Source organism: Streptomyces sp. NPDC053427, assembly GCF_044544985.1.
Lineage (GTDB): Bacteria > Actinomycetota > Actinomycetes > Streptomycetales > Streptomycetaceae > Streptomyces.
Genome location: NZ_JBITYA010000001.1, coordinates 280,018 through 293,760 on the forward strand (window position 1 = coordinate 280,018; position 13,743 = coordinate 293,760).

A 13,743-nucleotide genomic window follows, 5' to 3' on the forward strand; every position below is an offset into this window, starting at 1 on the left:
CCGGGCCGGGGACCCGACACCGTCCCCGACGCAGCTCCGCCCTCGAGCGCCCGGGTGAGCGGGACTACCGGCTGAGGCGTTCGAGGCGGCCGGAGTCGGAGATGCGTCCCTGGTCCAGCAGGTGGACGCGGTCGGTGTAGGTGGTGATGAGGTCGAGCTCGTGGCTGACGAGGACGAGGGTGAGCCCGCGTTCCGTTCGCAGGCGGGTGAGGAGTTCCAGGATCGCGGCGGCCGTGGACGGGTCGAGCGCCGAGGTGACTTCGTCGCAGAGCAGGAGGTCGGGTTCGGTGGCGAGGGCCCGGGCTATGGAGGCGCGTTGGCGCTGGCCGCCGGAGAGTTCGTGGGGGTAGCGGTCGGCGAAGTCGGCGGGCAGGCCGACGTCGTCGAGGAGTTCGCGGACCCTGACGGGCATGTGGGGCTTGCCGACCGTCCGGTGCAGTTGCAGGGGGCGCGTGAGGGATGCGCCGATGGTGCGGGTGGGATTGAGGGCGCCGAGCGGGTTCTGCGGGACGAGCTGGATGCACCGTTGCTGTTCGCGGCTGCGCCGGCGGACGTGCGCGGGGAGCGGGTGTCCGTTCCAGGTGAGGGCGCCGGCGTCGGCCTTCTGCAGGCCGGCCAGGGTACGCAGGAGGGTGGTCTTGCCGGATCCGGAAGGGCCGGTGATGCCGGTGGCGGTGCCGACCGGCGCGTGGAAGTCCACGGAGTCCAGGGCCTGGTGGGTGTGACCGCGGTGGGTGAAGGCGACGTCCAACCGTGTGGCGCGCAGTCCGTCGGTGGTGGCAGTGGGGGAGGGGGCGGTCTTCCGCAGGGCGGCTCGCGGTTTCGGTGCGGCGGGTGAGGTGAGGGTGGTGACGGTGTCGGCGCAGGCGTCGACGACCTGAGGGTCGTGGCAGGCGAGGATGACGGTGATGCCGCGGCCGGTGGCGAGCCGGCGCAGCAGGTCGACGATCTCGTCGCGCAGGGTGGCGTCGAGTCCGGCGGTGGGTTCGTCGAGCAGGAGGATGTCGGGCTGCCGGGCCAGGGCGCGGGCCAGGGCGACGCGGCGTTGCTGCCCTCCGGACAGGGCGCCGGGGCGGTGGTGGGCGAGTGCGTCGGGGAGACGGCATTCGCTCATGAGTGCCGTGACCGCGTTGGGTGCGGGGTCGGTGGCGACTTCCGTGATCAATTGCGCCGCGGTCATACGGGGGTTGAGGGCGGAGCCGGGGTCCTGGCCGACGTAGGCGATGCGGTGGCGGCGCAGGGCGCGCAGGGCGTCAGGGGTGAGTGCGAAGACGTCCTGTCCGAGGATCCGGACGGTGCCCGCGGCGACCTCGGCATCGTGGGGGAGGTCTCCGACGAGGGCCCTCAGGAGGGTCGTCTTGCCGGACCCCGAGGGTCCGGTGAGGGCGGCGATCTTGCCCGGTTGCAGGCTCATGCTGACGGTGTTCAGCAGGGTGGGGCCGTTGGTCAGGCGGATTTCGAGGTCGCTGACCGAGACGGGCGGCGTCGCGTCGGACGAGTTCACGTGCAGGTCCTGAGGGGTGGGTGCGGGACGTCCGGTGGTGGTCATCGCAGCGCCGCCTTGCGTGCGGTGGCGGGTGCCAGTGCGTTGGCGGCGAGGTTGACGCTGATGGCGAGCAGGCCGATGGCAAGCGCGGGGGCGACGACCGCCCAGGAGTTGAGGAGGATGCCGGGCCCGTTCTCTCGGATCATCAATGCCCAGTCGGCTTCCGGTGGTTGGGGGCCGAGCTGGAGGAAGCCGGCCATGGAGATGACGTACACGGCGTCGACGAAGCGCAGGCCGAACAGGGCCAGGATCGTGGCGCGGAGGTTGGGCAGGATCTCGCGCAGGGCCAGGTGCGCGGTGCCCTCGCCGCTGGCGATGGCCGCCTCGATGAACCCCGCGGTGGCGAGCGGCGCGGCCGCACTGGCCACGATGCGCACCGCGTAGGGAACGCCCAGGACGATGGCGGCGAGAGTGATGGCCAGGCGGCCGCCGCCGGGCCAGGCCAGGGCGAGGAGCATGATGCCCAGGACCGGTGGCAGGAGGATGGCGGTGTCGGCGATGCGTTCCACCAGCCGCCCGAGCCGGGGGCTGAGGACGGCGAAGCAGCCGAGCAGCGTGGCCAGCAGCGTGACGACGACCGCCACGGTCAGGGCGCTGCCGATCAGGGCGCTGCCGCCGTGCAGGAGTCGGCTGAGCACATCGCGTCCGAGCTGGTCGCCCCCCAGGACGGCGTCCGTGCCCGCTTCGCCGTAGGGAGCGGTGACGGGTTTGTCGATGGGGTGCGCGGCCAGCAGCGGCCCCAGCACCGCGACCAGGACGAGCAGGACGGCGGGGAGGACGGGCAGGAGGATCCGTGGCCAGGGGCGGCGTGCGGCCCGCTGGTCGAGGACCGCGGTGGCGGTCATGAGCGGGCTCCCAGGGTGCGGGCGCGGACGAGGTCGGCGAGGAGGAGGACGGCGGTGATGAGGGCGGCCGCGCAGGCGACGACGGCGGCGATGACGGGGGTGTCCCGGTCGGAGACGGCTCCGGCCAGCACGGTGCCGATGCCCGGGTAGTTGAAGAGGGTCTCCACCACGACCGTTCCGCCGAGCAGCATGCCGGTGGAGGTGGCGATGCCGGTGGCGATGGCGGGCCAGGCCCCCGGCAGGGCGTGCCGCAGCAGCACCCGCCGGACGGGCAGGCCGTCCAGGTGGGCGGCCTCGACGTGCGGGGTCGCCGCCTGGTCGGCGAGGGCGGCGCGGACGATGCGGGTGTTCCAGCCGGTCTGCGGGACGACGAGGGCGAGCACCGGCATGATCAGCATCGTCCATGTCGCGGGTCCGCCGTCGGCGCCGGTCACGGTGGCCGCGGGCAGCCAGCCGGTCCACAGGGACAGCAGCAGCAACAGACCGATGGAGACCACGAATTCGGGCAGCGCGAAGGCCGCCGTGGAGGTCAGATCGACGACCCGGTCGACGGTGCCCTTGGGGCGGGCGGCGGCCCAGACGCCGAGGGCCAGCGCCGCGATGACGGTGAGGACGAAGGCGATGGTGCCCAGCAGGATGGTGTTGGGCAGGGGGGCGGCGAGCAGGTCGGTGACGCGTTCACCGCGGGCGGAGGTGCCGAGGTCGCCGGTGGGCAGCGCGGTGATCCAGTCCCAGAAGCGTTCCCACACCGGCCGGTCCAGGCCGAGCAGATGCCGCCGGGCCGCGATACCGGCGGCGCCTTCACCCCGTTCGGAGGTGGCCGAGGCCGCGTCGCCGGGGAGCAGATCGATCGCCGCGAACACCACCGCGAGCAGGATCACCAGCATCAGGAGACGTTTGCCCAGTACTGCGCCGAGGCGCAGGACGAGGGTGCCCGCCTGCCGCGCGGCCGAGGCCGCCACGGGCTGCGTGGCGGCCTCGGCTGGAGGCGTGGTGGTGTCGGTCACTGCGCCAGCCAGACGTTCTCGAGCTGGACGCGCCCGTAGCCGGGGAGCTTCGGCAGACCGCGGACCTTGGGCGCGGCCAGGTCGATGCCGTCCGCCATGCCCCACAGCAGGTAGCCGGACCTGTCGTACTCGATCTGCTGGAGGTCGCGCAGGGCGGCGGCGCGGGCCTTGGGCTCGGCGGTGGCGATGACCTTGTGGTAAGCGGCGTCGAAGCCCTTGTCGGACCAGTCGGCTTCGTTCTGGCCGGCACCGGTGGTCATCGTCTTGGAGGCGAAGAACACCACGGAGTCGTTGGTGCCCCAGTAGTTGGTGTAGAAGTCGCCCTTGAGCCAGGTCTTCTGGTAGAAGGTGCCGGATTCCTGCTTGACGACCTTGACCTTGATGCCGGCCTCGCGGGCCTGGGAGGCGAACAGCGTGGCGGACTCGGCGAGCCCGGAGATGTCCTCGGTGGTGACCAGCTCGTAGGTCTTGGAGAAGTCGAACCCGGCTTCCTTGAGCAGCTTTTTGGCCTTGGCCAGGTCGCGGTGGCGCTGCGGGATGCTCTTGGCGTAGTCGGGGTCGCCGGTGCCGAGGATGTCGTTGGCGACCGTGCCGTACCCGGACAGGACCTGCTTGACCATCACCTTGCGGTCCACCACGAGCTTCATGGCTTCGCGGACCTTGGGGTCGGCGAACGGGCCGTCGGAGGTGCGCATGACGATCGGCATGGCCATGTCGTTGGGGCGGCGGATGACGGTGATGTCCTTGCGGGCGTCAGCGGTCCGGGCGGCGACGGCGCCGGCGTTGGAGGCGACGTCGATCTGGCCGGACATCATGGCGTTCGCCATGGCCTGGGGGCTTTCGAACATGGTGACCTCGATGGCGTCGAGGTGGACCGTGCCGCCGTGCCAGTGGTCGTTGCGCAGCAGGCGGGCGTTGCCGCCGCGGTACCAGTCGAGCTTGAAGGGGCCGGTGCCGGGCGCCTTGGCGATCTCCTTGTCGGGGGTGTTCTTCTTCATGATGAACGTCGACAGCCGGGTGAGCATGGGGAGTTCGGCGTTGGCGAAGTCGGAGACGAGGACGACGGTGTCCTTGCCCTCGGCCGTGATGTGGTCCGCCTTGATGCCGGGCAGCCGGGCCGCTCCGGCGGGGGTGTTGCGCAGGCGGCGCAGCGACCAGACCACGTCGTCGGCGGTGACCGGGGTGCCGTCGTGGAAGGTCGCGCCCTTGGCGACGGTGAAGCGCCAGGTCTTGAGGTCCTTCGACGGCTTGAAGGAGGTGGCCAGGCGGCCGACGGCGTTGTCCTTGAGGCCGGGAGCGGTGAGGGTGTCGTAGACGAGGGCGATGATGAGGTAGTCGCTCTCGTTGCCCTGGTTGCCGTGCGGATCGCGGGTGAGGGCCGAGGAGCGGCCCAGCGCACCGATGCGGAGAGTGCCGCCCTTTCTCGGCTTGCCGCCGGACCCTGAAGAGGCCGCGTCGTTGCCGCCCCCGCAGGCGGCCAGCAGCGCGGCCGCGCCTATGCCGCCGCCGGCCCACAGCACCTGTCGCCTGTTGAAGTTCACGTTGCCTCGCTCTGCTCAGTTTCGATTGCTTAGGTTTGCCTACCCTAATGACAACCGTTTCCGCAAGGGCGCTCGGCGTCGTTCACCTCGATTGATGGACGTCAACTAGCCCTTTATGGGCGAGGGTTCCATGAAACCGGACAGAGGGTAGGAAAATTAAGTTAGGTTTGCCTTACCTAACAATCGCGGGTACCTTCGCCAATGTCCGCTGGACGCCGGCACGGAGCAAAACCCCCATACCCCTCCCTTTCCGGCCCGTTTGGCGTGCTGCGACATGGATGCGCGGCACCGCACCGAACCACCCCCTCCTTCAACGGAAACGGATTACCTCGACATGAGCACGGGAGCCGCACCCGTCCGTCAGCTCGACGCCACCAGCGTTGGGGAACTTCGTCAGGCCGCTGAGAAAATCCTCGTCGAATTCGGTACGTCGGCCACGTCACCCGAACTCCTCGCCCGCGTCGCCGAAGTGGCCCACGATCTGAGCGAGCCGATCCGCCACGAGCTGCGCCCCGTCGACACCGACGACGGCCTGTTCGTTCTGCGCGGGTTGGAGGTCGACGACACCGAGATAGGCCCCACGCCCGCCAGCTGGGGGACCGCCGGCGACAGCGGGGCCGTTCACGACCTCGTGATGCTGCTGCTCGCCACGGTCATGGGCAACCCCATCGCCTGGGAGGGCCAGCAGGACGGCCGCTTCGTGCACAACATCGTCCCCGCCCCCGGCCACGAGAACGAGCAGACCGGCGCCAGCAGCACCGTGCTGCTCACCCCGCACACCGAGGACGCCTTCCACCCCGGCCGCGCCCACCTCCTGATGCTCGGCTGCATGCGCAACCACGACAACATCGCCACCACGGCGGCCAGCATCCGCCACGTCCGGCTCTCCGAGGCGGACATCTCGCTGCTCACCCGGCCACGGCTGCCGATCCTCCCCGACGACGCCTACGCCGAGGCGCAGGGCTTCGAGGGCGGTGCCCCGGCCCGCGTCCCGACGCTCTTCCACGCCAAGGACGGGCTGACCCTTCGCTTCGACCCCGCCTACACGCCGCTCGACGATGCCTCGCCCGCCCACCGGGCCGCCTACGAGCGGCTGGAGGCGGAACTCGCCCGCGTCTCGGGCGCGGTGAGCCTGAGCCCCGGTGAGGTCCTGGTCGTCGACAACGACCTCGTCGTCCACGGCCGCGTCCCCTTCCGGGCCCGCTACGACGGCACCGACCGCTGGCTCAAGCGTGCCTCCGTACGTGTCCCCGCGCGCCGCACACGCCCCCTGGCCGAGGCCGACGAGCACGGCTACGGTCAGGCCGCCATCGAAGCCCACGCCGCCTGACGACCCGTCACCGAGGACACAGATGACCGAGATAACCGTGGCCGACGAGGCCCACTCCCGATCCGCCGACGACAAGACCCTGCGCATTCTGTCCACCAGCGACCTGGCCGGGATCGACATCTCCCTGGCCGACGTCGTCGCCACCGTCGAGGGCGCCTACCGCACCCTCCACGCGGGAAAGTCCGACAACCCGCGCAAGCTGACCGTCAAGCCCGAGGACGGGCACTCGGTCTCCTACGCCATGCTCGGCCGGGACGGCTCCCGCGATGTCGTGGCGATCAAGACGTCGTACAAGCACGGGCTCGACAAGGGCCGCGAGGAGCAGCACTACTACACCGCGCTGACCCTCTACGACGACGTCACCGGCCTGCCCGTCGCCATGATGGACTGCGGCCGTATCGGCTCGCTGCGCACCCCGGCCGTCTCCGCCCTGCTCGCCCGCGAGTGCGCCCGGCCCGGCGCCCGCAGCGCCCTGGTCATCGGCACCGGAACCCAGGGGCGGCTCGCTCTGCCGTTCCTGCTGACGACGCTTCCGGACCTGGACCGGCTCATGTTGTTCGGCACCCACTCCGACGGCATCGCCGCGGTACGCGGGGAATTGCGCACCCATTTCCCTCAGCGGGACGTGGAGATCGTCACCGACCTGCGGGCCGCGGCGGCCGATGCCGACATCCTCGTCGCCACCGCGGGCGCGCACACCCCGGCTGCCGTCGAGGCCGGCTGGCTCAAGCCCGGAGCGCTGTCGATCCTCGTGGGCCACGGGCTGGCGCCCTCCACCCTCCACCGCGCCGACCGCGTCGTGGCCACCAGCGAGGCACAGATGAAGGTCACCGGCACCGACATGGCCGATGACAACGGCGACTTCCCGGCCGTCGACACCGAATTCCCGCCCGTCATCGCCGGCATCACCGCGGGCCGCCGCTCGGCGCAGGAGCGCATCTTCGCCTACAACAGCGGACTCGTCGTCACCGACATCGCGCTCGGCCACCGCTTCGCCCAACTCGCCCTCGACCAGGGCCTGGGAGTGCAGGTGCCGCTGTGGCAGTGACCGACGTCCCGGCCCTCACGATGCCGACCCTCCCCGCCCACCCGGACCCGGACACCGACCGGATCCTGGACAGCGGCATGCTGCACGAGCTGTCCTACGCCTTCGGCGGCCCCTTCCACTTCCTGCTGCCGCACCGCTTCGACGCCAACCTCGCCGCATTCCGCACCGCCCTGCACGACGCCGGTGTGGAGGGACGGGTGTACTACGCGAAGAAGGCCAACAAGGCGGCCGTGTGGACAGAGCGGTGCGCCGCCCACCAGGCGGGCGTGGACGTGGCCAGCGCGCCGGAACTGCGCGAAGCACTCGGGCACGGGGTGCGCGGCGAGAACATCGTCGTCACCGGCCCCGCCAAGAGCGACGAACTGCTGCGGCTGGCCGTCCTCCAGGGCGCTCTGGTCGCGGTGGATGCTCTCGACGAACTCGACCTGCTCATCACGCTCGCGCTGACCGGCACGATCCGCCCGGCCCGGCTGCTGCTGCGCCGCCTGCCCTCCGCCCAGCCGCACAGCCGCTTCGGCATGAACGACGCCGAGCTGGAGACGGCCCTGGACCGCTGCGTACGCGCCGGGGACGCGGTCCGGATGGAGGGCTTCAGCTTCCACCTGTCCGGCTACGCCATCCAGCCGCGCGCCGACCTCGCCGGCGAACTCGTCGACCTCTGCCTCAAGGCCCGCGTCCTGGGCCTTCAGGCCGACCGGATCAGCATCGGCGGCGGCTTCGCCGTCGACTACAGCGCGGCCGACCACTGGCACACCTTCCTCGCCGAGCAGAAGCCCGAGCATTACCACGCGAAGAAGGCATTCCGGACCGGGGACTTCTACCCGTACCACTCTCCCGTTGCCGGGGCCGACGCCCTGCGCGCCATCCTGGCCACGGTTCCTCAGGGCGGACGGGACACACTCGCGGCACGGCTGACGGACACCGGCACGCTGCTGATGACGGAGCCCGGCCGCGCTCTCCTGGCGGGAGCCGGCTCGACCGTCTTTCGCATCCAGGGTGTCAAGGAGCGTGCCGGGTACCGCATCGTCACCGTCGACGGGACCAGCCTGAGCCTGTCCGAGCAGTGGTTCAACAGCGAATACCTCCCCGACCCGCAGCTGGTGACGCCTTCCGGCCGAGACCATGGCGCGCACACCGGTGAGGTGCACCCGGCCTGTGTGGGGGGCGCGTCCTGCCTGGAATCGGACATGGTCACCTGGCGCAAGGTCCCCTTCCCCGCACGCCCGCGCGGAGGGGACCTCCTGGTCTACCCGAACACGGCCGGCTACCAGATGGACTCCAACGAGTCGCCCTTCCACGACCTGCCGCTGCCCTCCAAGGTCGTCATCGACCGCCTGGGCGTGGACCACCTGGGCGAACGCCCGCGCTGGCGGCTCGACCGCCGCCCCGCACGCTGACCTTCAACACGCCAGGAGTCGTCCCATGAACGAGGCCCTCGCGCGCCCCGCCGTGGTCTCCCGCATATCCGACCTCATCGGCCGCACCCCGCTGCTGGAGCTGTGCCGTACCGAGACCGGCAGCCGCCTGCTGCTCAAGCTGGAGATGTACAACCCGACCGGCACCGCCAAGATCCGCATGGCCCGCGCGATGATCGACGCCGCCGAGCAGGACGGCGCGCTGCGCCCGGGCGGCCGCATCATCGAATCGACCTCCGGCAACACCGGCCTGGGCCTGGCCGTCATCGCGGCCGAGCGCGGCTACACCTTCACCGCCGTCGTCGACCACCACGCCGCCGCCGACAAACTGCGCGGCATGAAAGCCCTGGGCACCGAACTCGTCTACGTCGTCGACGACGGCACCGAGGAACTGGCCACCGCCGCCCGCGAGGAACTCGCCGAGGACATGGCCCGCGGCCACGACAACACGATCTTCACCGAACAGCACAACAACCCCGCCAACGGGGTCGGCTACTTCCCCGTCGCCCACGAACTCCACCAGGCCCTCGACGGCGACATCGACGTCGTGATCGGCGCGGTGGGCACCGGCGGCATGCTCTGCGGCACCACCCGCGAGCTGCGCAAACTCCACCCCGACTTCACCACCATCGGCGTCGAGCCCAAGGGCTCCATCGCCTTCGGCGGCCCCGCCCACGACTACTACCAGTCCGGGACCGGCACCCCCGAAGGCGCCGAGATCGGCGCGCTCGTCGACTTCGACCTCATCGACGAGGGCGTCAAGGTCGGCGACATCGAAGCCTTCGCCACCGCCCGCGCCGTGGCCCGGACCGGACTGCTGATCGGCGGTTCGGCCGGCGGAGTCGTCTACGAGGCCCTGACCCGCCTGTCCTGCGTCCCGCCGGGCACCACTATGGTCGCCCTGATCAATGACGGCGGGGAGAAGTACATGGACACCGTCTTCAACGACGACTGGATGAGCGCCCGCAACCTGGTCGATCCCGCCATGGAGCGCGAGATCGACGAGAAGATCACCAAACTCCGCAGGATTTGATACTCACCATGCCGCTGACCACCCTCCTTCGCGACAGTCGCGCCCTGGCCACCCTCGCCGTCCCCTTGGTCCTCACGCAGCTGGCGCAGGTGGCGCTGACGACCACCGATACCGTGATGATGGGCATGCTCGGCGCCGCCGACCTGGCGGCGGGGGGACTGGCCATCGTCCTCTTCAACCAGCTGCGCACCATGGGCGTCGGACTGATCACCTCCGTCGGCAACCAGATAGCCGCCGCCTCCGCCCGCGCGGAGACCACGCAGGACGCCGCTGCACAGGCCGGCGACGACGAGGTCCGCTCCCTCGTCAGGGCGAGCCTGGCCCTGGCCACCCTCGCCGGGGTGGTCGGCGCCGCGGTGATGCTGCTGATCGGCCAGGCCCTGCCGCTGCTCGGTCAGGAGCCGGGCGTGGCGGCCAATGCCCAGCACATGCTGCTGGCCCTGGCCCCGGGACTGCTGCCCTGCCTGTGGTTCCAGGCCATCCGCCAGTTCACCGTCGGCATGCGGCGCCCCCAGGCCCTGCTGCAGATCACCCTCGCCTCCGTCGCCGTCAACGCCGGGATCAACTGGGTGTTCATCCACGGCACCTGGGGCCTGCCGAAACTGGGCCTGCCCGGCATCGGCGTCGCCACCTCCCTGGTCCACCTGCTGACCCTCCTGGCGCTGTACGTCTTCACCCGCCGGGACCCCGTCCTCGCGCCGCTGCTCAGTCTCAACATCGCCAAGGCGGACCCGGCCACGATCCGTCGGCTGCTCCGGCTGGGCATCCCGATCGCGGCGACCTACGGCTCGGAGGCCGGCTTCTTCTCCGTCACCGCCCTGATGGCCGGCTCCTTCGGCAGCGCCGCCCTGGCCGCCCACACCGCCGTCAACCAACTCGTCTACATCGTCTTCCAGGTCGCCGTCGGTCTCTCCCACGCGGCCTCGATCAACGTCAGCCGCGAGATCGCCCTGGACCGCCCCAAGGACGCCCTGCGCATCAAGAACACCGCCCTGGCCTGCGCCGCAGCCGTCATGGCCGTGGTGGCCGTGCTCTACGTCGCCGCCCCGAAGCTGGTGCTGGCCCCCTTCTTCGAAGGCGGCGACAGCGAGGCCGTCTCCATCGCCACCCACCTGCTGCTGGTGACCATGGTCCTGCAATTCTTCGACTGCGCCCAGAACATCGGCGTCGGCCTGCTGCGCGGACTGGACGACACCAAGAGCGGATTCCGCATCACCCTGATCGGATACTGGCTCGTCGGGCTGCCGGCCGCCTGGCTCTTCGCCTACGCACTCCACCTCGACACGCTCGGCATCTGGCTCGGTCTGCTCACCGGTCTCGCGGTCACCGCCGTCCTCCTGCTGCGCCGCTACAACACCGCGCTGACCGCCCGGTTCGCCTCTTCCGAACCCGTCCCCGCAGCCTGAACCGATCTCGTCCCCATGGCCGGGCGCCGCGGCACCATGCCGCGGCCGGCCGCACCCTGCGCAGCGCGCCGCCCCGCCGGAGGAGACCGGCGGGGCGGCGCGCGCCAACGGGTGACGGTGGTGGCGGTCAGGCGGTTCAGCGGCCCAGGGCCTTCAGCACCGCCTGGGCCATGGCACGTTCGCCCACGGCGTTGGGGTGCAGCGGCGCGGCGGGCGAGGTCGGCAGGAGACCCTCGATCCAGGGGGACGCGGAACAGCTGTCGTGGCCCTTGGTCGGACCGAGGGTGTCGACGTATGTGGCGCCCGCCGCGGCGGTGGTCTTGGCCACCTTGTCGTTGAGCTCGCCGAGGACGGAACGCAGGAAGCGGAGATCGCCGGTCGTGACGGGCATCTTGCCGAAGCACTTCGTCGGGTCGTCGGGGAGCACCGACGGGTAGCCGACGACCACCACCTTGGCCTGGGGAGCCTTGGCGGACAGCTTGCGGAGACCGTCGGCCAGCTGCCCCGCCGCCGAGTCGAGCCGCTTGCTGAGCGTGTCGCCGTAGAAGTCCCGGCAGGGCGATCCGAAGGGACCGGTCACGGCCAGGGCCGAGCAGGCGACCACGACGTCGACGAAGCCGACGTCGGAGGTGCCGAGGTCGTTGCCGCCGAGCGTGAGGGTGACCAGGGACGTATCGGGCGTGACGGCGTCGAGCTGGGGGCCGTTGACGACGATCCCGACGTCGGTCTGGGACGTGGTGAGCGCCCTCACCTTGGCGCCGGCGCAGGTCTTGTCCATGTACGAGGACGGGGAGAGGGCCGCGGCGACGAGGTGGCCGTAATTGTGGTCCGAGCGCAGGCACAGGCCCGCGGATTGCGCGGGGACGCCTGCCCCGGCGGCGTAGGAATCGCCGAGGGCCACGTATTTCCCGGTCCCGGTCCCGGCCGGGGCCGCGGCATGTGCGGAGGCTCGGGTGGTGGCCATGGTGAGGGTGGAGGCGAGGAGCGCGGCGCCGGTCAGGACGGTCGCATATTTCCGGACGCCGGGGATGCGTACGGCGTCGCCGATATCGGCAGTACTGCCAGTACTGCCAGTACTGCCAGTACTGCCAGTACTGCCAGTACTGCCAGTACCGGCAGTACCGGCAGTACCAATGGTGCTTGTGGTGCGTGTTGTTGCGGCTCTGGGCACGATTCCTCCTGGGGAGGCAGTACGAGGGAATACGGTCCGATACCGGCCGGTAACGTCCTCGTATCGTGGCGGTCGGATACCGCACGGGCCATGTGCCGACGCACAGCACCACACCCGCCTCTGTTGTCCCAGGGCACAATGCGGCCCCGCTTCCGTTCGGCCCTTTGTAGCCTGCGGGCATGAGCCGGACGCCCGACGCACCCGCCGAAATCGCCCCCATCGCGGCCTTGTTGCTGACCCGCAGCGAGGAACTGGGCGCACGGATGGCCCGCCGTATACGAGCCCAGGTGACGTACTACCGAGGTGACGAGCACGTCTCCTTCGGGGAGTTGGCCGCATCGTGTCAACGCAACTGCGAGCAGGTGCTCCAGCGGCTCGTGCACGGCGGCAGCGGGGACATGGCGCCGGCCCAGGAGACCGGCCGCGAACGGGCGCGTCAGGGAACCCCGCTGGCCGAGGTCCTGCACGCCTATCGCGTCGGGGCCGAGGTGCTGTGGACCGCGATCGCCGCCGAGGCCCGTTCCGCCGAGGGCCTCACCGCCGAAACGATCATGGCCCTGGCCGCGTGGTGGGTGAACGGAGGCCTCGCCGCGTCGGCCAGCGATGCGTACCGTGAGGAGGTCTCCGAGCTGGTGCTGCAACGCGAGCGGGAACGGTCGGCCATGGTCGAGGCCCTGTTCACCGGCCTGCTCACCGACCGCACGACCCTCTGGGAAGCGGCCGATGTCCTGCGCCTGCCGACCGGCGGGCCCTATGTCGTGGTCGCCGCCGAGGTGCCCGGACCCGGCCGGGAGGCGCTGCCCGGAATCGAGGCACGCCTCCTCGCCGAACACCTGCGGTCGGCCTGGCGCCTGCTGCCGGACCTGCACGTCGGCGTGGTCGCCGTCCAGCATCCGGGAGCCGATGATGCGGTGCTGAGCGTCCTGGAGCGAGCGCTCACCGTCCGCGTAGGCATCAGCCCCCCGTACCGCGACCTACGGGAGACCCCCAGGGCCCTCCGGCTCGCCCGCCTGGCGCTCACCGGCGCACGCGGCCGGCCCACGGGCATCGCACGATTCGACAACAGCCCGGCCGCGCTGCTGGTGGCCGCGGCTCCGGACGAGGCCGGACGGATCGCCCGCGCCGTCCTCGAAGGCGTACTGCGGCTCCCGGCCGGCGAGCGGGACCGCCTGCTGGAGACCCTGGAGTGCTGGTTCGCGGCGGGCGGCTCGGCGGCCGCCGCGGCGGGGCTCCTGTACTGCCACCGCAACACCGTCCGCTACCGGCTGCACAGACTGGAGGAGCTGACGGGGCGTTCGCTGCGCGATCCTCGCGCGGTGGCCGACCTCGCCGTGGCGTTGCATGCGCTGCGGCTGACCCCCGGAGAGTAGGACGTCGCCGCCCCGTTGCCTCTGCCGCCGA

At 71.0% G+C, this 13,743-nt stretch carries 11 protein-coding genes; 6 read left to right on the forward strand and 5 right to left on the reverse strand.

Translation table 11 applies throughout. From position 1 onward, the window contains the following. Window positions 1-64 precede the first annotated feature (64 nt). The 4 genes from ACIGWZ_RS01100 to ACIGWZ_RS01115 are packed head-to-tail and all read right to left on the reverse strand — an operon-like array spanning window position 65 to window position 4,939. Window positions 65-1,549 carry an ABC transporter ATP-binding protein gene (locus ACIGWZ_RS01100; protein WP_400059484.1) on the reverse strand — a complete coding sequence of 495 codons (1,485 nt, stop codon included), beginning with the start codon at window positions 1,547-1,549 and terminating at the stop codon, window positions 65-67. Then, complete coding sequence (locus ACIGWZ_RS01105) at window positions 1,546-2,391, reverse strand: ABC transporter permease (protein WP_400059486.1); 846 nt, start codon at window positions 2,389-2,391, stop codon at window positions 1,546-1,548. Before ACIGWZ_RS01105 ends, ACIGWZ_RS01100 begins: the two co-directional genes overlap by 4 nt. Beyond that, complete coding sequence (locus ACIGWZ_RS01110; RefSeq protein ID WP_400060756.1) at window positions 2,388-3,410, reverse strand: ABC transporter permease; 1,023 nt, start codon at window positions 3,408-3,410, stop codon at window positions 2,388-2,390. The genes ACIGWZ_RS01105 and ACIGWZ_RS01110 overlap by 4 nt, the downstream gene beginning before the upstream one ends. After that, a complete protein-coding gene (locus ACIGWZ_RS01115; protein ID WP_400059488.1) occupies window positions 3,395-4,939 on the reverse strand; it encodes an ABC transporter substrate-binding protein in 1,545 nt (514 codons plus the stop codon). Before ACIGWZ_RS01115 ends, ACIGWZ_RS01110 begins: the two co-directional genes overlap by 16 nt. A 334-nt stretch (window positions 4,940-5,273) precedes the next feature. On the opposite strand from ACIGWZ_RS01115, the gene ACIGWZ_RS01120 reads away from it, so the two are divergent. The 5 genes from ACIGWZ_RS01120 to ACIGWZ_RS01140 are packed head-to-tail and all read left to right on the forward strand — an operon-like array spanning window position 5,274 to window position 11,171. Next, window positions 5,274-6,269, forward strand: coding sequence for a TauD/TfdA family dioxygenase (locus ACIGWZ_RS01120; protein ID WP_400059490.1), 996 nt, complete (start codon window positions 5,274-5,276; stop codon window positions 6,267-6,269). A 22-nt stretch (window positions 6,270-6,291) separates the two neighbouring features. After that, window positions 6,292-7,317 carry an ornithine cyclodeaminase family protein gene (locus ACIGWZ_RS01125; RefSeq protein WP_400059493.1) on the forward strand — a complete coding sequence of 342 codons (1,026 nt, stop codon included), beginning with the start codon at window positions 6,292-6,294 and terminating at the stop codon, window positions 7,315-7,317. Between the two features lie 20 nt (window positions 7,318-7,337). Further along, window positions 7,338-8,714, forward strand: coding sequence for a Y4yA family PLP-dependent enzyme (locus tag ACIGWZ_RS01130; RefSeq protein WP_400060757.1), 1,377 nt, complete (start codon window positions 7,338-7,340; stop codon window positions 8,712-8,714). Window positions 8,715-8,739: 25 nt separating this feature from the next. Continuing rightward, a complete protein-coding gene (locus ACIGWZ_RS01135) occupies window positions 8,740-9,765 on the forward strand; it encodes a cysteine synthase family protein (RefSeq protein WP_400059495.1) in 1,026 nt (341 codons plus the stop codon). Between the two features lie 8 nt (window positions 9,766-9,773). Further along, a complete protein-coding gene (locus ACIGWZ_RS01140; protein ID WP_400059497.1) occupies window positions 9,774-11,171 on the forward strand; it encodes an MATE family efflux transporter in 1,398 nt (465 codons plus the stop codon). Between the two features lie 136 nt (window positions 11,172-11,307). Here the strand turns inward: ACIGWZ_RS01140 and ACIGWZ_RS01145 are convergent, their stop codons facing one another. Next, window positions 11,308-12,135: an SGNH/GDSL hydrolase family protein gene (locus ACIGWZ_RS01145; protein ID WP_400059499.1), complete on the reverse strand. Its 828-nt coding sequence runs from the start codon at window positions 12,133-12,135 to the stop codon at window positions 11,308-11,310. 386 nt (window positions 12,136-12,521) lie between these two features. Here ACIGWZ_RS01145 and ACIGWZ_RS01150 point away from each other — a divergent pair, with 386 nt between their 5' ends. Beyond that, complete coding sequence (locus tag ACIGWZ_RS01150) at window positions 12,522-13,712, forward strand: PucR family transcriptional regulator (RefSeq protein WP_400059501.1); 1,191 nt, start codon at window positions 12,522-12,524, stop codon at window positions 13,710-13,712. Window positions 13,713-13,743: the final 31 nt, after the last annotated feature.